At 69.8% G+C, this 22,382-nt stretch carries 22 protein-coding genes; 3 read left to right on the top strand and 19 right to left on the bottom strand.

Annotation, left to right across the window (positions count from 1 at the left end):
- Positions 1 to 197 precede the first annotated feature (197 nt).
- From RM425_RS06430 to RM425_RS06360, 15 genes are all read right to left on the bottom strand, one after another.
- Entirely contained in the window at positions 198 to 2,069 is a 1,872-nt protein-coding gene (locus tag RM425_RS06430; protein ID WP_311344443.1) for a DUF4365 domain-containing protein, read from the bottom strand.
- A 453-nt stretch (positions 2,070 to 2,522) separates the two neighbouring features.
- Positions 2,523 to 2,690, bottom strand: coding sequence for a hypothetical protein (locus tag RM425_RS06425; RefSeq protein ID WP_311344355.1), 168 nt, complete (start codon positions 2,688 to 2,690; stop codon positions 2,523 to 2,525).
- A gap of 191 nt (positions 2,691 to 2,881) precedes the next feature.
- Positions 2,882 to 3,940, bottom strand: a complete 1,059-nt coding sequence (locus RM425_RS06420; RefSeq protein WP_311344354.1) for a hypothetical protein — start codon at positions 3,938 to 3,940, stop codon at positions 2,882 to 2,884.
- A 510-nt stretch (positions 3,941 to 4,450) separates the two neighbouring features.
- Positions 4,451 to 5,773 (bottom strand): hypothetical protein, encoded by a 1,323-nt coding sequence (locus RM425_RS06415; protein ID WP_311344353.1) that lies wholly within the window; start codon positions 5,771 to 5,773, stop codon positions 4,451 to 4,453.
- Positions 5,774 to 5,776: 3 nt separating this feature from the next.
- A complete protein-coding gene (locus tag RM425_RS06410; protein ID WP_311344352.1) occupies positions 5,777 to 6,073 on the bottom strand; it encodes a hypothetical protein in 297 nt (98 codons plus the stop codon).
- Complete coding sequence (locus RM425_RS06405) at positions 6,070 to 6,663, bottom strand: hypothetical protein (protein ID WP_311344351.1); 594 nt, start codon at positions 6,661 to 6,663, stop codon at positions 6,070 to 6,072. Before RM425_RS06405 ends, RM425_RS06410 begins: the two co-directional genes overlap by 4 nt.
- The gene (locus tag RM425_RS06400) at positions 6,660 to 7,232 is read right to left on the bottom strand and encodes a hypothetical protein (RefSeq protein ID WP_311344350.1); all 573 of its coding nucleotides are present in this window, start codon (positions 7,230 to 7,232) and stop codon (positions 6,660 to 6,662) included. The genes RM425_RS06405 and RM425_RS06400 overlap by 4 nt, the downstream gene beginning before the upstream one ends.
- Entirely contained in the window at positions 7,229 to 9,139 is a 1,911-nt protein-coding gene (locus tag RM425_RS06395; protein WP_311344349.1) for a type IV secretory system conjugative DNA transfer family protein, read from the bottom strand. Before RM425_RS06395 ends, RM425_RS06400 begins: the two co-directional genes overlap by 4 nt.
- A 64-nt stretch (positions 9,140 to 9,203) precedes the next feature.
- Positions 9,204 to 10,361: a M23 family metallopeptidase gene (locus RM425_RS06390; protein WP_311344348.1), complete on the bottom strand. Its 1,158-nt coding sequence runs from the start codon at positions 10,359 to 10,361 to the stop codon at positions 9,204 to 9,206.
- Complete coding sequence (locus tag RM425_RS06385) at positions 10,358 to 11,866, bottom strand: ATP-binding protein (protein WP_311344347.1); 1,509 nt, start codon at positions 11,864 to 11,866, stop codon at positions 10,358 to 10,360. The genes RM425_RS06390 and RM425_RS06385 overlap by 4 nt, the downstream gene beginning before the upstream one ends.
- A complete protein-coding gene (locus RM425_RS06380; protein WP_311344346.1) occupies positions 11,863 to 13,377 on the bottom strand; it encodes an SCO6880 family protein in 1,515 nt (504 codons plus the stop codon). Before RM425_RS06380 ends, RM425_RS06385 begins: the two co-directional genes overlap by 4 nt.
- Entirely contained in the window at positions 13,374 to 14,942 is a 1,569-nt protein-coding gene (locus tag RM425_RS06375) for a hypothetical protein (protein WP_311344345.1), read from the bottom strand. The genes RM425_RS06380 and RM425_RS06375 overlap by 4 nt, the downstream gene beginning before the upstream one ends.
- A gap of 28 nt (positions 14,943 to 14,970) precedes the next feature.
- Positions 14,971 to 15,780 (bottom strand): hypothetical protein, encoded by an 810-nt coding sequence (locus RM425_RS06370; protein ID WP_311344344.1) that lies wholly within the window; start codon positions 15,778 to 15,780, stop codon positions 14,971 to 14,973.
- Positions 15,780 to 16,163: a hypothetical protein gene (locus RM425_RS06365; RefSeq protein ID WP_311344343.1), complete on the bottom strand. Its 384-nt coding sequence runs from the start codon at positions 16,161 to 16,163 to the stop codon at positions 15,780 to 15,782. The genes RM425_RS06370 and RM425_RS06365 overlap by 1 nt, the downstream gene beginning before the upstream one ends.
- Positions 16,160 to 17,041, bottom strand: coding sequence for a hypothetical protein (locus RM425_RS06360; RefSeq protein WP_311344342.1), 882 nt, complete (start codon positions 17,039 to 17,041; stop codon positions 16,160 to 16,162). Before RM425_RS06360 ends, RM425_RS06365 begins: the two co-directional genes overlap by 4 nt.
- Positions 17,042 to 17,392: 351 nt before the next feature.
- Between RM425_RS06360 and RM425_RS06355 the strand changes: the two genes are divergently transcribed.
- Entirely contained in the window at positions 17,393 to 17,599 is a 207-nt protein-coding gene (locus tag RM425_RS06355) for a hypothetical protein (protein ID WP_311344341.1), read from the top strand.
- Between the two features lie 113 nt (positions 17,600 to 17,712).
- Here the strand turns inward: RM425_RS06355 and RM425_RS06350 are convergent, their stop codons facing one another.
- On the bottom strand, positions 17,713 to 17,883 hold the full coding sequence (locus tag RM425_RS06350; protein WP_311344340.1) for a YegP family protein: 171 nt from the start codon (positions 17,881 to 17,883) through the stop codon (positions 17,713 to 17,715).
- A 197-nt stretch (positions 17,884 to 18,080) separates the two neighbouring features.
- Here RM425_RS06350 and RM425_RS06345 point away from each other — a divergent pair, with 197 nt between their 5' ends.
- Together RM425_RS06345 and RM425_RS06340 are read left to right on the top strand one after the other, a co-directional pair.
- Entirely contained in the window at positions 18,081 to 18,875 is a 795-nt protein-coding gene (locus tag RM425_RS06345; RefSeq protein WP_311344339.1) for a hypothetical protein, read from the top strand.
- On the top strand, positions 18,872 to 20,041 hold the full coding sequence (locus tag RM425_RS06340) for a helix-turn-helix domain-containing protein (protein WP_311344338.1): 1,170 nt from the start codon (positions 18,872 to 18,874) through the stop codon (positions 20,039 to 20,041). The genes RM425_RS06345 and RM425_RS06340 overlap by 4 nt, the downstream gene beginning before the upstream one ends.
- 381 nt (positions 20,042 to 20,422) lie before the next feature.
- Here the strand turns inward: RM425_RS06340 and RM425_RS06335 are convergent, their stop codons facing one another.
- The 3 genes from RM425_RS06335 to RM425_RS06325 all read right to left on the bottom strand — a co-directional run bounded on the left by RM425_RS06335 (position 20,423) and on the right by RM425_RS06325 (position 22,370).
- Complete coding sequence (locus RM425_RS06335; protein WP_311344337.1) at positions 20,423 to 20,995, bottom strand: PIN domain-containing protein; 573 nt, start codon at positions 20,993 to 20,995, stop codon at positions 20,423 to 20,425.
- Between the two features lie 71 nt (positions 20,996 to 21,066).
- Complete coding sequence (locus tag RM425_RS06330) at positions 21,067 to 21,600, bottom strand: helix-turn-helix domain-containing protein (RefSeq protein WP_311344336.1); 534 nt, start codon at positions 21,598 to 21,600, stop codon at positions 21,067 to 21,069.
- A gap of 497 nt (positions 21,601 to 22,097) precedes the next feature.
- Complete coding sequence (locus RM425_RS06325; protein ID WP_311344335.1) at positions 22,098 to 22,370, bottom strand: helix-turn-helix domain-containing protein; 273 nt, start codon at positions 22,368 to 22,370, stop codon at positions 22,098 to 22,100.
- Positions 22,371 to 22,382: the final 12 nt, after the last annotated feature.

Raw genomic sequence — 22,382 nt, 5'->3', positions numbered from 1 at the left:
GGACTACGACCAGCAGTGGCCCCAACGCTTCCAGGACACCCATCCGTTGAGCTCATCAGCGGGCTGTCGCACCGACGCCATGCCGGTACGACAGCCCGCTGCGAGTTACTCGCCCACCAAGAGGCAGTACTCGGACTGCAACACAGAGACGGAGCGCTGCAAAACGCAACCGTTAGGCACCCCGATTCGTCACTTGCTCAGGTCTGTGGACGCCAAGACAAGTCCACCTTCATCATATTCTTCAATTCGCCTCCTTCGAGCAGGCGGATCGTGAACTCTCGCGGCTGCTCCCGTAAACTGGCTACCACTCTTTCGAACTCAGGAAGGAATCCTTCAGGTAGACCTTCGCTGACCTGAACGACGTCGTCAACAATCCCCTCGCTGCGGCGCGCCCACTGTGATTTGATCACTTCTTCAAAAAAGTCGACGTCCCCTGATTCGAGAGCCAGCGCCCCAAGCAAGATCCACTCAGCGGTTACATCCCCATCGCCGAAGGCAACAATAGTGATTAATGGGTCGGCCAGTGAGTTCTCGTCACCCCGATTCAGGGCATCCTGCAGCAACCACTCCCACGACGGAATATGCAACGAGTCGCGCTGCAGGTTCGCCACGAAGGATGACGTGTCACTGGGGATGGCCAACCCGACACCATCCCGCTGCTGCTCTTCAACGCCCGACCATTTACGCACGATCTCGAGCGCTCGGGCTTTGATACCCCAGATCGATCGTCGCATCTCAGATGGGCGTCGAAAGTATTCTGCAAAATCTTCAGAAGCTGTTAGATACTGACCCGCGTACGCGAACGCATCAGCTCGACAAGCCAACGTGTCGATTTCGTCGGGTTGCAGATCGATCGCTCGCGAGTACCAGTCTGTTGCGGCAGTGAAGTTGCCACACTCAAAGTTTGCCGCAGCGAGTTCCCCGCAAAAGTACGCACGCGAGCCGTAGCTAGGGTCAAGTTCGTAAGCCCTTTTGTAAGAGGTGAGCGCCAGCGCCCACGCGTTAGATCGGTGGAAGAACGTGTTGCCAGCGGTGTAGGCGTAGCCTGCGGCCAAGGCCGACTCGCCGACGTCGTGAAGCGCATTCGAACGAGCCATGAATGCTTCCGAAAACTCGAACGCCTCGGCGGCCGTAACCGTCTCATCACCACTGAATCCAGTTGCCAAGATCACCGCAAACGAATGATCCATAAGTAGGCTCGGATGGTTTAGAAATTGAGCGCCGGTTCGCCATGCTTTAGCAAGCACAAGAAAGTTCGCAACAACAGCCGCAGTTTCGGGGTGTCCCAGCAACGTCGCGTCTCGACATTGACGTAGGACTTCAACCGCTAGAGCTGAGCGCCCGATCTTCGACAGCGACACTGCTGTAAGCAACATAAGATCGGCAGCCGTCGACGCGGGGGTTCCGCCAGAGATTGAAGCTGTTGAGGAACTAATCGCCAGATCGGCGGAGAGCTGTTCCGACGTGGCTTGGAGCTGGATTTCCGCCTGCTCGCCAGGTTCCACAAGCACAAACGGTCGACCGAGGGTGCGTACTATCCGCGATATCGAAAGCCGCTTCAAAGATAAAGCTTCTGAACTCACTAGGTCAATCCGCAGCGGACGCCCCTCGTCAAGGACTGAACTCAAGCTCCGGTATCGCTGAACTTCGAGCAGCAGGTCCCTTGCGGACTCCTTTGTCAGTTCGTCACTCAACGCCCATCGCAGCGTGGCAGTCTTCTGGTCATCTTTTTTGAGGATGACATCGCGGCGATGCATCCAAAAGCCGAAGACGCTTCCCGTCGGAGCGTTATAGCGAACAACGAGGACAGATTCGGACTGGATTTGCATGTAATTCAAAGCTGAAACTTTGAAGGGCTCGCTCAAAGCTTTTGGCAAGTCGGCATCAGTGCCTTTGAGCTGGACCAGGAATCCAAGCCCCGTGGCTTGTTGCTCTTCAAAGATTTCGACCCGGCGATCGATCCCGTAATCGTGTTGCACTGGTGCAACTGTCCACGCCTCCGGCAGTAGTTGCTCGAGAGCTCGCTCAGAGGCTGTCTCCAGCTCGTGGTCCCTCGTCCGGCCAGGCATTGCAGGCAAGGCGCTTCCCCCGATGTTGATTCCGTGGACGTTGTGATCACTTCTTTACTGCGCTTAGTTACTGTCTACCACCTAGAGGTGACATACCAACTCATGCGCGGTCAGTCATCCATCTGCGCGGCAATCGACCTAGGTGAGGCACTGTTGGTGCGGCGTCGTGCAAGACGCCGGGTAAGAGACACCAAAGACGATCCGCCGTCGGGACTACAGCGGCCTGCGGGAACGGCACTTGCACTGGTCAGCAGTTGCGTCGTCAGCGCCGCCCACCGTGAGTGAGGCGGGGCGGGTGCAATCGGCCGGCGGCGGCTGCTACCTGGTCATGGTGCTCGCCATGCAGGCGCCCGCGCCCCCCGCCTCGGCGCCCATTGCTCACCGGCTTAGCGACCTGAGCCGCCCCGCGCCGCCTGCTGCCTGCGCCACCCGAAGCGGGTGACTCCCTTCGGCTTAGACACCGACAGTACGGCGGGCGGCGAGCAGCACAATGACGGCGGCGCCGGAGTGCAGCACGGGGCTTGCGGACGGCAATACGCCGAGGTGGCCGGCGGGATTGCGGGTGGCGTCGGCCAGCGCGGTCAGCGTCGTCGTGTTGGCGACCAGAACCAGGGTCGACAAGACGGTTAGGGGCGAGCTTGACGATGACCCACCAGTGCCGGAACAGCCCCCACCGCGTCCCTGGCGACTGCACCAGCCCGGTGACCAGGGACGCCAGTGCGAGCGGGAGCCGTCCCGAGCCGTGGCACTTGGAGTACTCCGGCGCAGAGCCGCCCAGGCCTAGGCTGAGTTGTCTGATCTGCTGACGCAGGTCAGTCGCTGTCGCTCAGAAGTTGCACGATCTCGTCGTGCAATCTGCGATCACTAGGCGCGAGGCCGTCGAGGACCTCCTGAAGGGTCACCTCCGACTGGCGGACTTCCTTAGTCTTCGCCCGCGTGAGAAAGAGACGTGAGTAGTCGGCGACTTCTGGATCGACTGTCCGCTTCCAGTGGGGGTCCTTCTCGTTCGCGAACCAGGCGGAAGGCCCGAACTTCAGTTGGAGTCTGGCCTCACCGAACTTCTCGCCGTCGTCTGGTAGTTCGAAGTTCACCGTCCACTGGTACGTGCCCGCGTATGTTGCACTCACCTTGCTCACGAAGCCGTCACCCAAGGTGGCGTTCAGTTGTCCTTCCAAGTGCTGCGCACTGAAGTTCCTCAACCGAACCTTGACGCGTCCAAGCATTTCGCGGCCTTCTCCGAAGCGTTCGCGCGCCTGCTCGGCAACGTCGTTGGCGAAGCTCTCCGCCGCCGACGTGTGCGGCAGCTCCCCGTATCGCCTCGCCTCTCCCGTCGCACACATGGCAATGACGAAGTCGAGCACCTGATGGTCTTCCACAGGACCTCTCCCCTTGACGAACTTGCGGTGCATCTGGTCGATGAATGAGTAGGGTTCCGGATGCTTCTGCTGGTACCGACGGTCGCTGTCAATCGCAAGGCGCAGCCTGTCCAACAACCCGCCGTACGTGACAACTGACGCGTACTCCCACCCATCCGTCTGCAAGCTGCTGTTCTGATCGTGGCACAACAGGACGACCGCACCTTGTCGGCCATCGAGCTGGCTGTATGTCAGGTAGCCGCCGTAGTTGTGGCCGTGTCCATCGGAGGTGAAGTAGTTCTCGACGACGATCACCGCGTCGTCGTTCTTAAGGACCAGGTCTGCGATATCTTCCGCGCCGCTGACGGCAGAGGTGTTGACCTCCTGGAGTACCAAGTACGCTGCGGGCGCTAATGGCCCGCGCCCCACGAGAACTCGGTTCCCCTCGTCGTCGAGGCCTTGGTACACCCTGTCGAGGCCACGGTTCACCTCGTCGATGAAGATGCGCAGGAACATGTCTCCGAGATGGTGATTTCCCTCGGTTTCGAGTAGCCACCTGAAGACGTTCGAAATCTGCTTTCGTTAGTTCCGTGATGCATCACATCGAAGACGTTGAAGCGCGCCTCCAACGGCCTGTGAAGCACCGGCAGTAGTGCTGTCGCAAGGTCGGTCAAGACTCCTCCCAAGCTGTTGCGACTTCCGTCAGCGAAATGCTACCGCGCACAGCCCAGCAGTCTCCCCACCACGATGTGCAGCGATGCTTGCACTCGCCAGGGCGCGGTCAGTGGAAGTGGCGGACTGCGGAGTGCCACCAGCCGCCACGGGCACGCCGCCCCCGAGCTCCGGCAGGGTCTTAAGTGTGGCGTCACGGGACCGCCGTGGGGACGACGGCGCCCTGGAGTGAGCTTCCGGCTCAACACGGGACCCCCACTGACAGACCTCCGCCGTCCACTCCCCTGCGCTTCCCACAACCCGCCCGGTCCGGCTGGCGCAGGTCGAGGGAAGGGTCGGCCGCAGGCCGATCGGCTATCGGGACGGTGGAACTTCACGCGCGGCCTGATGCGGGGACCGGATCGTGGTGATGTCGCGATGAACAGCCTGGGCATGGTCGAGCAGGCGCTCGGGCGCGCCGGGCGTTTGCGTTGCCTGGGCGTAGAGGTGGGCCATGTGTCGTTGGGTGGGCGGGCCGGCCGCCGTGGCGCGGTGAAGCGCGTGGGCTAGTCCGGTCGACAGCTCCGCCGCCCTACCGACGACCTGCCGAAGGCGGTCGAGGTCGGCGTCGCGGGCCTGCACGTGTCGTCCCGCGATCACCGCGGCCACCCGGTCGTCGGGCATGTTGTCCATGGGTGGCAGGTCCCGCGCGTTGGCGTATAGCTGTCCGGTGCGGGACCAGCGGTCGACTGCCGCGGTGAACTGGTCGGCGAGGACCGGCAGCTGGCTGGTGACCTGCTGCATCCTGCCGGCGACGGCCGCCAGATCATCCCGGTCGCGAAGGGCCGCGATGTCGGTGTCGAAGGCGACCTGTGCGCGCAGGTGGCCCACGAACGTCAAGGCCCACGGGACGACGCCGTGGGGATCGGTGGACCGAGTTCGTCGGCCATCGTCGAAGACCGTGCTGGCGCGGCCGGCCAGCTGCCAGGCGAGTCCGGTGACCAGCAGCGGTCCGGCATCGTTGCCGGTGGCGGCTGCGGTGACGGTGGCGGCGCTGCGGCTGGTGATCTCGGCGGCGGCGACGGCGGCGCGAAAGTCGCGCAGGGTGAATTCGTTGCTTCCCTGCGCTCGGTCGATTGCCGCGACCAACGCCCCGGAAGCATCCAGGACGGTCAGTCCCGCGGATGCCAGCGGGTCGCCTGGCATGGGTACCAGGCGGTCGAGCATCACGGCACCGATCGCCGTCGGAGGCTCGGTCTGTGCGATCCGTTCGACGGCGACGGCCGACTCCCGGACGGTCGCCAACTCCGGGGCCGCCGCCTGCGGCAGCAGTCGGCGGCCGAGCTGCGCGCAGTGGTCGGCCACCTCGGCCAGTTCCACGGTGACCGCCCACCGGTGGGAACGGCCCATGATGTCGCGGTCGCGGCCGACGAGGTCGGCGGCTGTGCCGGCGAGGTCGGTGAGCGGTCCGCCGGTGTGCGGCCACAGCCGGCCAGCGGTGGCGCAGGCGGCGGCGAGTTCGGCGGCGGTGCGCTGCCGCATGCTGTTGCCGGGGGTGAGCCCGTCGTGGGCCAGGCCGGTGAGCGCCCGGCCGAGGTGGGCGAACGCGCCGGTGACGTCCTCGATCGTTGCCGAGGGCTTGGGCTCGGTGGCCCGCTCGGTGAGGCCGTCGAGGAGCTGCTGCAGGGTGGTGGCCACTTCTCAGCCCAGTCGTCGCAGGGCGTGCCGGGCGGCGCGCGCGGCGTCGAGCACCTGAGGGCTGGCGAAGGCGGCCTCATCGATCAGGCCGAGTGCTCCCATGGCGGCACGGACGCTGGCTCGCGGATCGCCGTCAATCAGCGGTATCCGTTCGGTACGTGCACCGGCGAGTTCGAGCAACTCGGCGGCGTAGAGGCACTCCAGCGCGATGTCGGCGGGCACCTGCTCTCGGTCAGCCCCGACGGCGTCGAGGAGGGAGGCGGCATAGCTGAGCGGATCGCTGGCCACGTCGGCGGTCATGACGGTCTCCTGTCCTGAGGGTTGGCTGTATCGAGGCTGAGTCGGTGCGGCAGACCGGGCGGGATGCCGCGGAACATCTGTGGACCGCCAGGGCCGTTGTGGACGATCGGGGCGCCCTCGGTGGTCGCCGCGAGGTCACCGGTGGGGCTGAGCGCGGGCAGCGCGTCCGGGCAGTCGTCGAGCAATCGCCAGTGCAGCTCTCGAGCCGGGTGACGGTCAGGCAGCGGCGCGGCGGCGACCAGCGCGGGCAGCCGGACGGCGACGTCGTAGCCGGCGACCGCGGCCCGGATCAGCGCGGCGGCCAGCGGAAGCCAGTCCGCGTCGCGCACCAGGCGGGCATCGATCCGGACGACGAACGCCCGCCAGGCCGACTCGGCTGCCATGTCGTCGGCGTCGTCCGGTTCGCTCTCCAGGTCGGCTGCGAACTGCAGGATGCGGGCGGCGATCGCCCGCCGGTGCTCGGCGGTGGGGGCGTCGCACCACGCGGTGAGCAGCTGTGGGGTATGGCGGGTCATCCAGCGGCGGCTGACCCGCACGCCGTCGAGTAGCGACATCCAGTCCCCACGGCCGTGCGCGGCCGAGCGGCTCACGGCCTGCCCATCCCGCTGCCGGTCGATCCTGGCTCGTTCCCGGCGGGCGGGGTGAGGCCGAGGTCGCGGGCGAACAGCGCCCGCCGTGCTTCGGCGGCCTTCGGGCTGTCGTAGTCGGCAGCCCGGGATCGGGCGGGCCAGTCGGTGTGCCGGCCGGGCGGGCAGCCCGTACTGAGTCGCTCGCTCATCCGGGCCTGGAAGGTCGGTAACGCGTAGCGGTGCCACTCCTCCAGCCCGTGCGGGACCAGGGCGGCGGCGGCAGTGACGCGCAGGCAGGCAAGCACGGCGAGCTCCTGGACAAGGTGGGGGTGGGTGGGCCAGCAGGACGGGATGGCGTTCGTGGTCTGCCAGGCGTAGGTGTGGTTGAGCCAGGCCGCGACGTCGTCCAACCACGGCCACAACTGCTGCCGTACGGCTGCCGAGCAGGTGGCCGGGTCCCAGGGCCGGTCCAGCAACGGCAGGCCGGTGGGCTCGAGGCCAGCGTCCTCGGCCAGCCGGAGCTGTTCGAGGGCGCGGCGCACCTCCTGCGGCGGCTTGGGAAACGGGACGGCGAGCTGGGAGCCGGTCATCGGATGTCCTGCCCGATCGGGGCCAGGCCGGCTGTGGCGGCCGCCTCGTGGGCGAGGGCGGCGCGCTCGGCCTGAGGCGCAGTTTCGTTGCGGGCGGCGGCCACGCGGTCTCGGGCGGCGGACTGAGCCGCGAGCAGCTCCCCGCCGCGGCGGCCGGTGAGGCAGCGGGTGAGCCGGGCGATCAGCGGTGGAGCGTTCTCCGCGACGACCAGGGCGCGACCGGGCGGCAGCTGGCGGATCTCCTCCGGTCGCAGCACCGGCACGGTCTCGCCGTGGGTAGATCGTCCCCACCCGGTTCCGCGGTAGGTGTAGGACGTGCGCCGCACCCGGGTGCTGCCGAGCAGCTCGGAGAGCTCGCGGTAGAAGCCGCCGTCCTTGCCACCGCCGAAGGCGACGATCACGTTGGTGAGCCCGAACAGGGCGCGGGCTTCGTCCTCGCCGTAGACGAGCACCAGCTGCCGCCAGGTCTGAGCGGCGTAGAGGAAGCTGACCCCAAGAGCCCGGTCGTTGGCCATCCGGGTGCGCAGAGTCGGCAGCGGCGCGGTGGAGGGCAGCTCGTCCAGGCAGGCCAGCAGCGGCGGGCACAGCCGCCCGGTGGGCGCGGCGGCGGCCAGCTGCAGAGCGGTGTCGAGGACGTGCTCGGCCAGCGCGGTCATCAGCGGCGACGCCGAGGCGTAGGGATCCTCCCGGCCGAGCAGGTAGACGGTGCCGCCGGCGGACAGCAGCGCCGGGATGTCGGTGGCCGCCCGGCCGGGTCCGGGCACGCACCGGCGGCGGATGTCAGCCTGGAAGAACAAGGCCAGGGCCTGCTGCACGGTCGTCGTCGTGTTGCCGGCGGTCCGCGGATCGCCGCTCAAGGCGCCGTGCAGCAGCCCGTCCCAGAACGGCGCGGCATGCGGATGGGCGCGCAGGATGTCGGCCGGCTGGCTGGTGGCCTGGGGGTGGGCGGCCCACTCCAGGACGTGCTCGATCGTGCGCCCGGTCAGCGCGGCGGCGTGCAGATAGGCCTGCAGCACCTTGGCCGCCTCAAACGCGTAGAACCGCGCCGCGCTGTCGCTACTGCCGCCGGTGACCGCGCCGGTCACGGTGCCCGCGGTGAAGGCCTTGGCCCGGCGCTCGGCGACCATCGGGTCGACGCAGCCGGCGACCGGGTCCCACACCAGCTCCGGCAAGCCGGGCACCGCGCCGAAGGGGTCGAGCACGGCGACCGGACGGTCGCCGGTGGCGCGAGCGCCGATGGTGAGCAGCAGGTCCTCGGCCTTGGTCAGAGTCACCAGCGCCGGGCCGGGAGCGTCGAGCAGCGCGGGGGCGAGCAGGTCCAGGGTCTTGCCGGAGCCCTGGGGGCCGTAGACGCCGGTGGCGCGGTCGAAGGGCACCCACAGCTCGCCGGCGGCGGGGACGGCGGCGTGGCCCAGCCGCCACCCGACCTCGCGCTCGATCGGCGTGCGGTCTCGGCGTCGGCAGCCGCCAGGCAGGTCCGGGCGGACGACGGAGGCGACCTGGCCAAGCCGGGCGCGGCCGAGGACCTCGGCGACCCGGCCGCGGGTGGCCATGCCCGCTCCCCCGCCAAGGAATCGGTACACGGCCCACGCCGCTCCCCCACTGCCGGTCAGGAACAGCACGAAGCCGGTGATGACGGCGGCGTACACGGCGCCCGTCCCGGGCAACGCTGCAGCTTGTGCGTGGTCGAGACCGGCGGCCGGGTCGCCGGTGAGCAGCCCGGCGACCGAGGCGAGCAGGGCGGGCGATCCGGTCGGCCACACCCAGCCGCCACCGGTTGCCAGCGCCGCGGCGGCTCGACCCACGGGCAGCAGCAGTGCGCCTGCGGTCAGCCAGACGACGCCGGCGGCGGCGGGAACCTCCCAGCTGGCCGGGCCGACGTCGGGCCGCGGGCGGCCGGCGCTCACCGCCGGCCTCCAGGACATGCAGCGTTCATGGATTTCCCTCGGTCTCGCGGCATCGGTAGCGGACTCATGCGGGGTTGGGGGCGTGCAGGTCGATGCCGCGGTCGGCCAGCCACGGGACGGGGTCGATCGGCGCTCCGTCGACGCGGACCTCGAAGTGCAGGTGGACGCCGGTGCTGTTGCCGGTGGAGCCCTGGAAACCGATCAGCGCACCGGCGGGCACCTGTTGGCCGGGCATGACGGTGTAGCCGGACAAGTGCGCGTAGCGGGTGACCACGCCGGCGCCGTGGTCGAGCTCGACGAGGTTGCCGTAGCCGGCCAGGTTCAGGCTGCCGTCGCGGTCGCAGTAGGCGCTGGTGCATGCGGCGGTGGTCACGGTGCCGCCGGAGGCGGCGTAGACCGGAGTGTTGCGAGGTCCTGCGATGTCGACCCCGGCGTGCAGGGTGCCCCAGCGGGGTCCGTAGCCGGAGGTGACCGTGCCGGTGCTGGGCCGGACCCACGACCCCGCTGGGACCGCCAGGCCGGGGCAGACGCCGGAGACTGCACCGCCGGGGTTGGCGGCCGTGGACTGGGCGGCCGGCCACAGCATGGTGGTCAGCTCCCGGGCCAGCGGCTCCCAGCGGGCGTAGGCCGACCCGTAGGCCGACACCTGCACGACCTGCGCTGCCCGGGTCAAAGGGATCGTCTGCCAGTTGGGCACCTCGACGAGCCGGTCGTAGAAGGCCTCGGCGGCGTAGACGGGATCCATCAACTGCACGGGGGTGCCCCAACCGGCGATCCACCGCTGCTGGAAGGTGTTGACGCTGTCGTGGTCGGAGCCCAGCCCGTCATGCGCGTACTGCAGGCTGGTGGCGGTCACCGCGGCCTGCTCCGCGGTCAGTTCCGAACTGCTGCCGTCGTTGGCCAGCATCCGGATCCGTGACTCCTGGTAGGCGGTGGCCAGCGCCACGACGGCCGCATACGGCCCGAGCCCGCGCGCCGCGGCGACGTTCACGATGGTCTGCGCCTGCCCCATCTGGACGGCGTCCAGCTCTATTCCGGCGACGGTCGCGCCGGTGCCACCGGTCGAGCAGGCGGACGAGACCGCCTCCGGAGCTGCGAGGACGGCGAGCGGGACAAGCAACACGGTGAGCCCGGCCAGCACCGGTAGTGCGATCGGAACAGCGGCCTTCCACAGCCATCGCGTCGCGTACGCCTGGGCCAGTCCTTCTGCCGTCCCGCTCACGCCGGTCCTCCAGCGGTGAGGGCGTCGTTGGTGTAGGTCAGGCGCAGCTCGGGCTCGGTGAGGACGGTCTGCACCTTGAACGCCCGATCCCCGACCAGCCACAGCGCCCGGCCCTTGCCGGCGACGGCCCAGCCGGTGACCACCCGCTGGGCCATCGGCGCCAGGCCGAGCAGGCTGCCGAGCTCGTCGCCGACGGCCTGGTCCTGGCCGTGCAGCACCTTCACGTCGCACAGGTGCAGCAGGTCGCGGGCGATGGCCACCGCCTGCGACGCGGCGTCGCCGGCGGTGAGCATGTCCGAGGGCTTGTGCGCCAGCAGGATCTGCACGTCGGCGTCCCGGCGGGACAGCCGCAGGTTGGCGTCGAGACTTTTCATCGCCTCAGTGCCCAGGCGCATCTGCCGCCAGGTCTCGTCGCGGACGACGATGCGCAGGTCGCCGGGGTCGGCGATCTCCCGCATCGCCTGCCCCCACGAGTTGAGGCAGGTCAGTGCGATGCCGACGGCCTGGTCACCGAGCGGCTCCAGCCGGGACAGCGACAGGGACTGAATCGGCGCGCGCCAGTCGACGTCGATGCTGGTGTGGTCGTCGAACAGCCCCGCCAGGGAACCCTTGACCAGGGTGCCAAGGGCGTCACGCAGGATGCGGGTGGCGTCGAGGAAGTGCCGGCGGTCGGCGTACCGGCAGCCGGCGACCAACTCGTCGGGAGGCTCGTCGAGCGCCCGCCACAACTGCGGGATCGTGGGCTCGGTCAGCCGGGTGGCGCCGCCGCGGTAGCCGGTGAGCAGTCGCAGCGCCTCCCCCACCGCGGTCTCCTCCACCGGGCCAAACGGCACAGACTGGGAGCCGACCAGGCCGCGCAGCAGCACGAGCCACCGGGCGAAGATGATCGCCTCACGGCGGCGCGCTTCGGCGGCGTCCAGGCGCTCCCAGCGGTAGCCAAGGGGGCCGAAGGCCAGTGGGTTGACCCGGGCGGGCAGGCCCGAGCCGATGACGAACGGCTCCACCCCCAGCTGGCGGCACAGCGGTTCGTACTCGTCCTTGGTGTCCCCCAGGATCAGAGTGCGGTAGCCGTAGCCGAGCATCCGCAGCGCGAACGCCTTGACCGTGGCGGACTTGCCGCGGCCGGGCTTGCCGAAAACGACGACGTTGGGATTTGTGACCGGGATGGCGTCGTCGGTGACCCAGCCGACCGGGTCGCAGTAGAACGTCCCGCCGGAGAGCAGGTCGATGCCCATCTGTGCGCCGGTGGGCGGCAGGCCGGGCGTGGGGATCAGCGGCCACGCCACCGGGGTCTGCTCCGAAGTCATCCGCCACACCGACAGCGGCGCCGGTGTTGCGGACCGCCCCCGGCCGCGGCCACGGGGGCCGCGGCGGGGCACCAGAACGGGGAACGGCCCCCGTTCACGGGGCGCCGCCGGTGCAGAGAGAGCGGTGGGCAGGCGGTGGCCGAAGTCATCGAGCAGGACGGCGACATCGCGCCCGCGGCGGGAAAGGCGGCGGGTCATCGTCGTCCCCGCCGGTTCGGCAGCCCCACGCCGAGGGGGATGGCAGCGGCAGCGAAGCCAGCATCCTGCGCCAGGTCCAGCCGCAGCGGCACGAATCCGGCGGCGCGGACGGAGGCGGACAACCGGCGGCCGTGCTCGGCCACCGGCCAGGACGCCGGCACAGTGACGCAGGCAGCGACGGCAAGACGAACCAGTGCCCGGCCGGTGGCCAGTTTCTCGTCGGCGGCACCGATTCGCTCGGTGTCCCGGCGCTGGCGGGCCCGCTGCCGGAAGCCCATCCGGGCGCGCAGCTCGTTGCCGGTGGTGGCGCTCATCTCCTCCCGGCCCACCATCCGGGTGGCCCGCTCCAGCGGCAGCGGAGCAAGGAACACCGTCAGGCAGCGCCGCTCCCCCGCCGTGGTCGGCACCAGCACGGGGGCCAACGCACCGAGCACCGCCCCCTGGTCGGGCAACAGAATCGTGTCGGTGACCGACGCCCACGCGTCGTGCACGTAGTGCCGCACCTCGGCGCGCGCCTGGGTGGGGCCGGCGGCGGCCATCGGCACCCCCGCGGCCAGCCCCTGCCCGGACGCGGCGGCCAGGTCGGCGGCGACCAGCTGGCCGCGGTCGCCGGGGGCGAAGCCGGTGCGCACCGCGGCGGCCAGTGCGGCGGAGTCCAGCCAGGTCACCGCGGTGCAGCCGACCGGTCCGCGCAACGCACTCTCGACCTCGGCCATCACTCCGTGCAGCACTCGGGCGCGGCCGTCCACCCCTCCGCCGGCTTCTTTCGCGGCGCGGGCGATCCGGCTCTCGCCGGCGACGACGGTGATGAAGGCCTCGGTGCGCACTGCCGCCGGGGTCAGCATCGCGCCCAGCAGCCGGTTGACATGAGTGGCCAATGTCGGCGCGTCGCCGCGGGTGTGCGCGTGTTCCCAGGTGGCGCGTTCGGCGGCGTCGTCGGGCACGGTCCGCAGGTGCACGGCGAGGGTGTCGATCAATTCGGTGCGTGCGGTCAGCTCGCACAGCTCGGCCAGCCCGGCCCCCATCCGATCCCGCTCACCCGGCTCGGCCAGCCCGATGCCCGGATGGGCGATCCGGGCCACTGCCGCCCAGGTGCGCGCCGCGGAGTCCTGCACGATTACCGGGCGTTCGAACAGCTGCCCGAAGGGCGGCCCGTCGTGTGTACGGATCCCGGCCAACACTCCGGGCAGGTCCGCCTCGGCCAGGTCGTCGGCCGTTCCCGATGCGGCGCGGGAGCCGAAGGCCGTCCATCCCATGAGAACTCCCATCGCGTGCAGAAGCAGGTCGGCGAACCAGCGGCCGGCCGCGCGGCCCCGGACGGGCACCAGCAGCACCGCGGCCAGCAGCGCCCACACCGGCAGCCAGCCGAAGAAGAGCCCCCATGCCTGGGCGTTCAGCGCCAGCAGGGCCGGCATTCCGGAGAGCGCCACCAGGGCCAGTTGGGCGCCGGTCATCCCGAGGAACCAGCCCGAGACGTCCCGGGAGTAGTCGCCGTAGCGGTGCGCGCTCACCGCGCACCTCCATCGGCAGGCCCGTCGCCTCGACGAGGTGGCCAGGGAGCCGGAGGACCGGCATCACCCGAGTCGGCCGAGCTGTCGTTCCGGTCGGTGCCCGTCGGCCCGTACGCGGCCGGACCTGCGGCACCCGGCGGAGGGCCGCCGTCGTCCGTTCGCGCTGAGTCCCCCGCCGAGCCCGGCGCTGCTCGGCCGTGTCCGTTGGAGCCGGGAGCGGCCCGACCGGGTACCGGTGGTCCGTAGTAGTGCGCGGAGTGCCCGATCCCGGCGCCGGAGAGCACGTCGGCTGCCGAGGCGGCCACCCCCGCGGCCAGCCGGCCTGCCTGGGCGGTGCCGACCGTGAGTCCGTGCAGCACGCCGGCGAACCGACCTTGGGTAGCGGAGTCCGCGGTCGACTCACCCTGCGCTCGGTCTCCGGCCAGCTGGGCCGCGGCGCCTGTCGCGGCCACCCCGCCGGAGGCCGCGACGGCCGCGGCCCCTGCGGCCCGTCCACCACCCCGGCCGCCGAGGTTGCCCAGCGCGCCCATCGCGCCGCCGGAGGCAGCCAGCGAGGAGCGAAGCGACGCGCCGCTGGATGTTCCCGGGTCGACGAAGGCCAGTAGCCGGAACAGCGCCAGCGGGCAGATCGCGGCGAGCAGGATCAGCAGGCAGCCGACCACCGCCATGCCGACCGCTTGCTCGGTGCTGGTCTCCTCAGCTCCGGTGACGATGCCCTCGGTGATGGTGACTCCCACGCCGAGGACGAGCACGGCCACCGGGGCGACCAGCAGCGCAGCGAGGAACCAGCGAAGGCTGCGCCAGAACCAGGAGCTCGCCGTCTGTGCCAGCAGCCCGCCGGCCGAGATCGCCGAGGTTGCCGCCAGCACGATCAGGGCCGCCTCGCGGACCAGCATCAGCAGCAGGAAGCCGGCGCTGGCCGGCACCAGCAAGAAGATCGAACAGACGCCCAGGACGGTCGCGACCGTGCCGTCGACCAGATCACGGCCCACGCTGATCGACGGTTCGAAAGAAGCCATGTTGTCGATGCCCAGCAGGCTGCGCAGCAGGGCGGTGGTCAGCCCGGAGACGCCGGTGACCAGCAGCGCGGCCACGCCGACGTAGCCGGCCCAGACCAGCCCGAACTGCAGCAGACCGATCAGCAGCCGGCCGAGTGTCTCCCCGTCCCGGCGCACCGCCGCGACGCCCAGCTGCACCATGGCCATCAGCGCCGCCACGGTCGCCCCGATGCCGAAGGTCACCGGATACACCGCCGCCAGCGGTCCGTCGGCGGACAGGTCCGGGGTGGCCAAGGCATCGATCACCGAGAAGGCCAGGCCCAGTAGCCACAGGCCTGCCTCCCACAACGAGAGCATGGCGTTGACCCACACATCGGTGACCGCAGCGCCGGCGACCTCGCCGAGCACGCAGAACGGATTGAGCGGCAGGCACGACAGCACCCCGTCGTCGGCGGTCGGTTCCGCTGGAAAAGCCAGCACCGTGGAGTCGGCCGACGCCGTGGAGGCCGTCGCCACCCAGGCCAGCGCGGTCAGGACGAGAACAAGGACCAGCACACGCGGCGACACCGGCCCGCCGCGCCCTCCGAGCGAGCGCCTAGACATAGCGCAGGTCCAGGTAGCCGGCCGCGATCGCGGCCTCGGTTCCCGGCCAGACGGACGGAGCCGGGGCTGGCTCCGGCCCGGGCGCGATCAGCCAGCGGTCGCCGGTCCAGACCATGCGCTGGCAGTCGGCGATTGCGACCCGCGAGGTCTGCTCCACGGTGACGGTGAACTCGAAGTCCACGCACACCACCGCGAAGTCCGGGTCCACCGTGCCCTTGATCAGCCCCATCAGCGGGCGGACCACGATGGCCAACTGCGGCGACCCCGCGCTCGACAAGCCGGCCGCCGAGAGCATGCGCGCCATTCCGTTGACGCCCGACCACGTCTCGGGGGTGGGGCCGTCCGGTGCGGCCCACTCGGCGATGACACGACGCACGCCGTTGACCGATCCGCTCTCCATCGCGGTCACGTCGATGGCCGCCAGCTGCGCCAGCGCGCCTTCCGGCGTGCGGGGGAAGCCGGTGGGCACCTCTGCCGGACCGATGCCGGTGGGCCGTGGCAGCTCCAGGACGCCGGCGGCCTCGGTCGTCAGCGGGCCGGGCAGCGCGGCCTCCGGCTCGGCGTGCGGCATGGGAGCGGCGGCCAGTGCATCTTGCCGCGACATGTCCGTTGCCGGGGCTGCGGCCTGTGGTGTGGTGTCCGCTGGGCCAGGGTCGTCGTCGGTGAACGTTGTGATGACGGTGAGGATCAGTCCGGCCAGCACCGCGAGCGCCACCAGCGCGCTGACCACGAGAAGCGTCAGCAGCCGAGCCGGGCCCCACTCCGCCGCACCGCTCTCCTGGTGCCTCTGACGGCGGCTCATCAGGTGCACCCGCTGCCGGTGATCGAGCCGAGGATCGTCAGGATCGCGGTGTAAGTGATGGCCACCATCACCACCACTGCGATACCCATCGCCCCGTACCGGGAGGCGTGCGGATGAGAGAAGATCCGCCCCACCAGGATGGAGCCGAGTGACACCACCGCGCCGATGCCGATCAGCGCGAGCACGCCCCACTTCACCCAGGCGGTGACGTCGTCGGCGAAGGCCTGCATCCCCGGCGGCGCCTCCGGGCAGACCGCCGCGGTGATCTCCGCTGAAGCCGCAGCCGCCGGCCCGGCGCCCAGCACCAGCACCCCGGCGAGGACGAGTGCGAGGGCCGAGGCCGCGCGAAGCGCCGCGGGCGCGGTTCGGCGCCCGCTGGTCATCGGATCTCCCCTGCCCGGTCGGTCCCAGCCCGCCCCGCTCGACGCCGATGCCGGGGCTGCGGATCCTCGGCCGGCACCAGGAGCGCGGCCATCGACCGGCCAGCGGACGCCACCGGCTTCGGCAGCCGGTCACCGTTGAGTCCGGCGGTCTCCAGTCGCCGGTCGACCGGAACCCGGACCACCCGCCCCAGCGACCGCAACTCACGCAGTCGTGGTCCGCAGCTGGCCTGCACCGCCCGGGGCCAGCGCGCCGGGCCGACCGCGGCGACGACCGGCTCGTCGGCGAGGGCGGCCAGCACGTGCTCGGCCTGCCGGACCGCGGGAACCGTCACCCGGGTAACGACGACGACGTTCGCGTCCTGGAAGAGGGAACCGGGTGAGTCGAGCAGCGCGGTGGTCAGCGACCAGCCCGCATCGACCACCAGCAGCCGAGCGGTGTCGTCGGTCTTCGGGGGCGGTGGGAGCTTCCCGTCGCCTGGGCGGCGGGCGAGGCGGACCACGTCGAGTCGACCGCGCCGGCCTCGTCGCCACTCGACGCCGTCTGTGCCCAGTTCGATGGTCGATGCCGCCGTCAGCCCCGACCGGACCGGTTCGGCGCAGTCGATCAGCTGGACCCGCTGGCTCTCCGCCAGCCCTTCGGCGACCGCCAATGCGACCGTCGAGGCGCCGGCCCCGGCGTGACCGGCCACGACCAGGACGACAGGGCGGCCCACATTACCTGCCGCCCAGGAAGTCGGACCGGCATCCGACCGGTAGGTGCTGCCGGCGACCGCCGTGCCGGACACCTGGCCTGTGCAGACGACATCGTCACTGCTGACCTCGTCGAAGATCCCGGCGCGGATCGCGATCACGGCGGCGCGCAGCGCCTCAACCCTCATCGGCTGGTCACCAGAAGGACGCGCGGGATTGGCGATCGCCAGCGACGACGACGGCGCCTCACGGCTCGTTCGGCCGTTCCTCGATCCCCGACGCGGGGCGGTGGTCTGCATGCGACGACCGTTGCGCTCCAACCTCCTGTAGTTCTCCAGTCAGCTACGGCACTGAGGTCTCCTGGCAAGGTCAGGCATGTGACGGGCGCCGCGGCGGTGACGGTCGGCCGACCACTGGCGAACTACTGGAGGATTACGGGAGAACCGACATCGCGTACCGGCCGAAGCTGCGCTGCTCCGGTTCCGGTCAGGGCCGCTGGGAAGGGAGCGGCGGCGACCGCCGCGCTGCTGGGTCTGCTCGTGGCCGACGCCTGCCGGCGGTTCTCCAACGGGGGGCGGGATCGACGTGGCGTCACCGTAGACCTGATCGGCACCCTGGCCGTGTCCGCCATCGCAAGTCGAAACAACAAGCGGCCTCTCCTGACGCTGGCCCTGACCATCGCGGCGGCCGCTCTCGCCTGGATGGCCGTCTCCGCACCTGACTTCATCGAGCAGGGACTGCCCTGATCGAGGGCTTCTGAAGCCCTGACACACTCCGACACAGCGGAAGCCCGCTGGTTCCGAGGCAGCTGAAATGCCTCGGAGCCGTGCGGGCTTCCGCCTGCCGCCGCCCTGGTCGGTCAGCTGTTGTCGGTGACCGGGGCGCTGGCGGCCTCGCTCTGGATGACCCTGATGGCGTTCTGCGCCGACGCCTTGGTGGTGTACCGCTCGGTGTTGGCGATGATCTCGCCGTTGTTGCCCTTGAACCGGACGAAGAACTGCGAGCCCGACGGCTCGATCGAGATGCGCATGGTGGCCTCCTCAGCCTGGAACGCGCTGATGGCCGGGACGGCCACCAGTCACGTCTGTCGCCGACGTGGCGGATGCCGCACGAGCTACGTCACCCACCTCCTCACCGCCAGAGCGGTAAGTTCGTCGGGACACACCGTAGGCACCGTAAGGTTGTGTTGCAAGCGCTGAATACTGGTTGCAATGATAGTCTGCGTCTATGGGTGAGATGGACGAGGTCGTCACGGGCATGCGCGACGCCGGAGTGCTCGAGGGCATGCGATGGGCCTACCTTTCGGCGACCGGCCGAGTGCTCGACGACTACGCCGAGGCCACTGGTCATGACCCCGTATGGCTGGGCATCACCCGCTTCGTCCTCTATCGCGACCGGCTCGACCGGGTGTTCTCCTGCGGCAGGTACGCCGTGCCGATGGACTCCACCGCTGAGGCAGGTCGCGATGTCCTGCACGCCGAGCTCACCGCCGATGACGTCCGGACCATGCCGGACTTGGATCCAGAGCTGGTGTCCCGCGCTGATTTGAACGGCAGCCCGGGCTGGTCGTGGGGGCCGTGGCGGTGGCTGCTGGCCAGTGCCGCCGTGGGCGGCATCTTGGACCTGCACTGGGCGCAGACCAGCGCGACCAAGCAGCAGATCGCTCGCCGGGTGGAGCTTGATCCTGCGCAGGGCTCGCTGTTCGACCTGCCTGAGCTGGAGGGAGTGGCTGGGCCAGAAGGCCTGCAGCGCGCTGATGACCTGGAGACGCTGGTCATCGCCCACGCCCAGGACACGGTGAGCTTGACGGTGGAGGCGGTGCTGGGGCGGCCGAGGTTCAATGCCGGCGGTGGCAGTGCCTGGCATTGGAACTACAACGTGCTCTCCACTCCCCCCTCGGATAACCGGGGTACCCGTCTCGACCCTGCGCCTGTCGTGCCGCCGTTGGTTCCTGACGCCCCGGTTCGGCTCCGCCAGCCGGTGGCGGGCACCGCTGGCCTTCGTGCAGCGGACGACCGGTGACCCGTTCCGACGTCAGCAGATCGCTGGCTGATGCAGCGGCCACCTTCGATGGGTCCCGGCTGACACTGGCTCGACACCTTGCGGGGCTGCGCAAGAGCGACCTAGCTGGACTGATCGAGAAGAGCGCCACCGCCGTCGCTAGTTGGGAGAACGGCACCAAGGCTCCCAGCCCGGCTGCGGTCGGCCAGCTGGCCGTGAGCTTGGGCGTGGACCCTGGCTTCTTCGGCGCTCGCGCCGATGACGTCGCCCACCTGAGTGGACCTCCGCACTTCCGGTCCCTGCGATCGACCACGCAGCGGGCTCGCGATCAAGCAGCGGCCTACGGGCACTTGGCTGTGGGTGCTGCCAGCAGCCTTGAGCGGCACGTCGAGTTTCCCGACGTCGACGTGCCGCAGCTGCCCCTCACCGGCAACCATCCAGATGCCAGCGACCCGGAAGAAGCCGCGAGGATGGTCCGGCAGGCCTGGCAGCTGGAGCCCGGTCCGATCCGGCACGTGGTCCGGACAGCCGAGAACCACGGCATCTTGGTTGTCTTCAGCCGCCCCGAGGCTGCCTCGGTGGACGCCTACTCCTTCTGCAGCCGGCTACGGCCGGCGATCGTCTTGAACCCGATGAAGAACGACTATTACCGGCAACGCTTCGACGTCGCGCACGAGATCGGCCACCTGGTGATGCACGGCGATGCCGAGCCCGGCGGGCGCGCCGTGGAGAACGAAGCGCACCGGTTCGCAGCTGAGTTCCTCACCCCAGCCGACCAGATCATCGACCTGCTGCCCACCGGCATGCACCGAGGAGCCTGGCAACAGCTGGCCAAGACCAAGGAGCAGTGGGGGGTCAGCATGCAGGCCCTGCTCTACCGGGCCAGGCGACTGGGCCGGCTGAGCGAAGTCTCCTACCGCAACGCCATGACCACGGTGTCCACTCGCGGCTGGCGCCGGGACGAGCCCGGTCTGGTCAAGATCCTCGAGCAACCCTCACTGCTCGCCCGAGCCGTCGAGCTGCTGGCCGCCTCTGGTGTCGACGAGGCAGCGTTGATGGCTGAGCTGGACGTGCCGCCGGAGCTGTTCCGGACCGTCACCGCGCGCGGGCCACGGCTGGAGCTGCCGGCGACTCTGGTCGACGACACCTCCGACCCTCCCCACAACGTCGTGTCACTCTTGCGCTGAACGCCGGGAGCTCGCGGGGCTTGAGGCGCAGTCACCGCCCCAAGGCTGCGAGAGCCCTCGCGATGAGGCTGGGCCTCGAAGTGGGCCCTGGGTGAGGCGTGAAGGAGACGTGGCCTCGGTCAGCGAGCACGTCCAGGTGGTCACGGCAGATCGGGAGCTGCTCGTGGCCGCGCGCGGCCACCTTCAGCGTGTTGATCCAGGCAGTGCGTGACTCCTGGTCGCAGCCGTCGGCGCGGCACATCAAGGCGGTGGTCATGTCCGCAGTCTCGGTGCTCCGCGTTGATGACGGAGCTGAACACGCACACGTACACAGGGGTGAATTCCAGCCGGGAGCCGACCAGGACAGGTAGGGGAACCGTCCTGGCCGCCGTCAGCGGAGGGTCAGCTCCGGAGCAGGTCGACCGCCTCGGTCATGCCGTAACGGGTCTCCAGGCGGTCGAGCACGTCGTCGACGGTCCACTTTTCCCCGTTGTGCCCGGAGCGGTCGGCGATGGCCTCGACGGCGCGCAGGGAGCGCAGGGGGTCGATGCTGACGGCGTTGAGGGCGAACTCGGCCGGTGGGAGGACCTGCAGCTCGGCGGGGAGCTTGTCCGCGGGGAAGTCCTTGAGGTTGGAGGTCACGATGGCCCCGGCTTGGGCGCGGACGGCGGCCGCGGCCACGTGCTCGTCGTCCGGGTCGGGCAGGCCGAAGGTGCCTTCCAGTGGCTCCCAGCCGACGACCTCGGCGTCATCGAAGTTGGCCTGCATCTGCTCGATGAGCCGGCGGGCGCGCTGGTGGGCATCGGCCGACGGGGTTCCGCGGACAACGAGCTTCTCGGCCTCGTGGAACTCCAACTCCTCCAGGATCGCCGAGCTCCAGGCGGGCCGGTAGAGGCCCTCGATGGCCAGGGAGAGCAGGAAGTTGCGCTGCAGGCTGGGCCACAGCACCGAGGTGTCGAGCAGGGCTGTGAACACACCCGGCAGTCTCCCAGCCGGCTCCCGGTGCGGTCGGGGAGCCATCTGGGCGACCTACGCCTGGAAGGCGATCAGCGCTGGCGGCGGTTGCGGCGGCGGGCTGCAACAGCGGCCCGCGCTGTGCGTAGCTGCTCTAGCACGACGTCGGGATCCTCGTCGTCGGTCATGTCCGCCGACATGGCCTCTAGGGCCGCGTACTGGTCCTGGCGGCGCTGGGCGCGGTAGGCCAGAAGGTCGTGCAGCAGGACACGGCGGTGGGTGCCGGTCCGCTCAAAAGGGATCTTCCCCTCGTCCAGCAGCTTGATGACGGTCGGTCGACTGACGCCGAGCAGGTCGGCGGCCTGCTGGGTGGTCAGCGTCTTGGACTGCGGCGCCACGGTGACCGCGAGGCCCTGGTGCATCGCCTCGACCACCTGGCGGAGCACCCGGTAGGTCTCCTGGGGAAGTTCGACCTGCTCACCCGGGGTGGCGCCGGCCAGGAAGTACCGCGGCTCGACAGCGCCTCGGCCCGCCCCCTCGTGGGCGGCCAGGAAGTCATAGACCCGCGCGACGTCGGTGTCGGCGTCGGGCAGGTAGGTCTCTTGGCTGATCGGTACGGCAGTCATGAACTCTCCCTCAGTCGCAAATAACATAACAGAGTTGCGTTACTTGCGACTGAGGCTCACCTGTTTCACCCTTTGGGAGGGCGACCTCGACGTTCAACTCCCCGCCGGTGGCTCACAGCAGGTGACTGATCACCGGGACGGCCGCGATAGCAGAACCGATCGCACCGGTGCCGCGAGCCGTCTCGCGGGTCCGGTGACCGCTCGACCAGGGCTGGGGGCACGTCGCTCGAGGCGGCGCAGGCAGCGTGCGCCTCCTCGGAGCGTCGAGCGTTCTGCCAACCCCGAAGCTCAGCAGGAGCCCATGGACGGGTCAGTGGCGTGGACGTCTCGGTCAACATGCCGGGCAGCCTGGCACCTTCCCGTGCATAGCGTCGCGGACTGCGCACGACCTGCTCGAGGCGGCTCGGGCCGCTGGCCTGCGGCAGGCCCGGCCGGCTGGAGCTGGCCTTGATGATCGGCACTCTGGCCAGCGGTAGAACGGTGAGTACAAGCAGTTCCTACTGTCCGGTCCCCCACCGCTGCGATTCCGCGAGCGCCGCGGCGCCGGGTGGTCGGCGCGGCACCCCGTGCTTGTCCAGCATGCGACGAACCGCCGTCTGGGACCGGTCCACCAGCTCGGCGATCTGCCTCAGCGAGCGTCCGGCGGTGTACTCGGCGAGGACGAAGGCCTCCAGTTGTGCCTGCAGCCGCTGGCTAGGCACGGTACCGCTGCGGGCGGTTCCGGCGAACGCGGGCAGCGGGCGCAGGTGCGGTCGAGGCGGATACGGCATGGCTGGTGGGAC

It is taken from the genome of Blastococcus goldschmidtiae, from assembly GCF_031845325.1.
In the GTDB taxonomy this organism is placed as follows: domain Bacteria; phylum Actinomycetota; class Actinomycetes; order Mycobacteriales; family Geodermatophilaceae; genus Blastococcus; species Blastococcus goldschmidtiae.
This window is presented reverse-complemented; position numbering and strand designations above follow the sequence as displayed.

Bases quoted from the DNA above. Each gene is read 5' to 3' on its own strand.
- RM425_RS06350 (WP_311344340.1), bottom strand. From the start codon at position 17,883: ATGCGCATCTCGATCGAGCCGTCGGGCTCGCAGTTCTTCGTCCGGTTC.
- RM425_RS06325 (WP_311344335.1), bottom strand. From the start codon at position 22,370: ATGCCGTATCCGCCTCGACCGCACCTGCGCCCGCTGCCCGCGTTCGCC.
- RM425_RS06385 (WP_311344347.1), bottom strand. From the start codon at position 11,866: ATGACCCGCCGCCTTTCCCGCCGCGGGCGCGATGTCGCCGTCCTGCTC.
- RM425_RS06345 (WP_311344339.1), top strand. From the start codon at position 18,081: ATGGGTGAGATGGACGAGGTCGTCACGGGCATGCGCGACGCCGGAGTG.
- RM425_RS06370 (WP_311344344.1), bottom strand. From the start codon at position 15,780: ATGAGCCGCCGTCAGAGGCACCAGGAGAGCGGTGCGGCGGAGTGGGGC.
- RM425_RS06420 (WP_311344354.1), bottom strand. From the start codon at position 3,940: ATGTTCCTGCGCATCTTCATCGACGAGGTGAACCGTGGCCTCGACAGG.
- RM425_RS06330 (WP_311344336.1), bottom strand. From the start codon at position 21,600: ATGACTGCCGTACCGATCAGCCAAGAGACCTACCTGCCCGACGCCGAC.
- RM425_RS06410 (WP_311344352.1), bottom strand. From the start codon at position 6,073: ATGACCGCCGACGTGGCCAGCGATCCGCTCAGCTATGCCGCCTCCCTC.
- RM425_RS06360 (WP_311344342.1), bottom strand. From the start codon at position 17,041: ATGAGGGTTGAGGCGCTGCGCGCCGCCGTGATCGCGATCCGCGCCGGG.
- RM425_RS06365 (WP_311344343.1), bottom strand. From the start codon at position 16,163: ATGACCAGCGGGCGCCGAACCGCGCCCGCGGCGCTTCGCGCGGCCTCG.
- RM425_RS06400 (WP_311344350.1), bottom strand. From the start codon at position 7,232: ATGACCGGCTCCCAGCTCGCCGTCCCGTTTCCCAAGCCGCCGCAGGAG.
- RM425_RS06430 (WP_311344443.1), bottom strand. From the start codon at position 2,069: ATGCCTGGCCGGACGAGGGACCACGAGCTGGAGACAGCCTCTGAGCGA.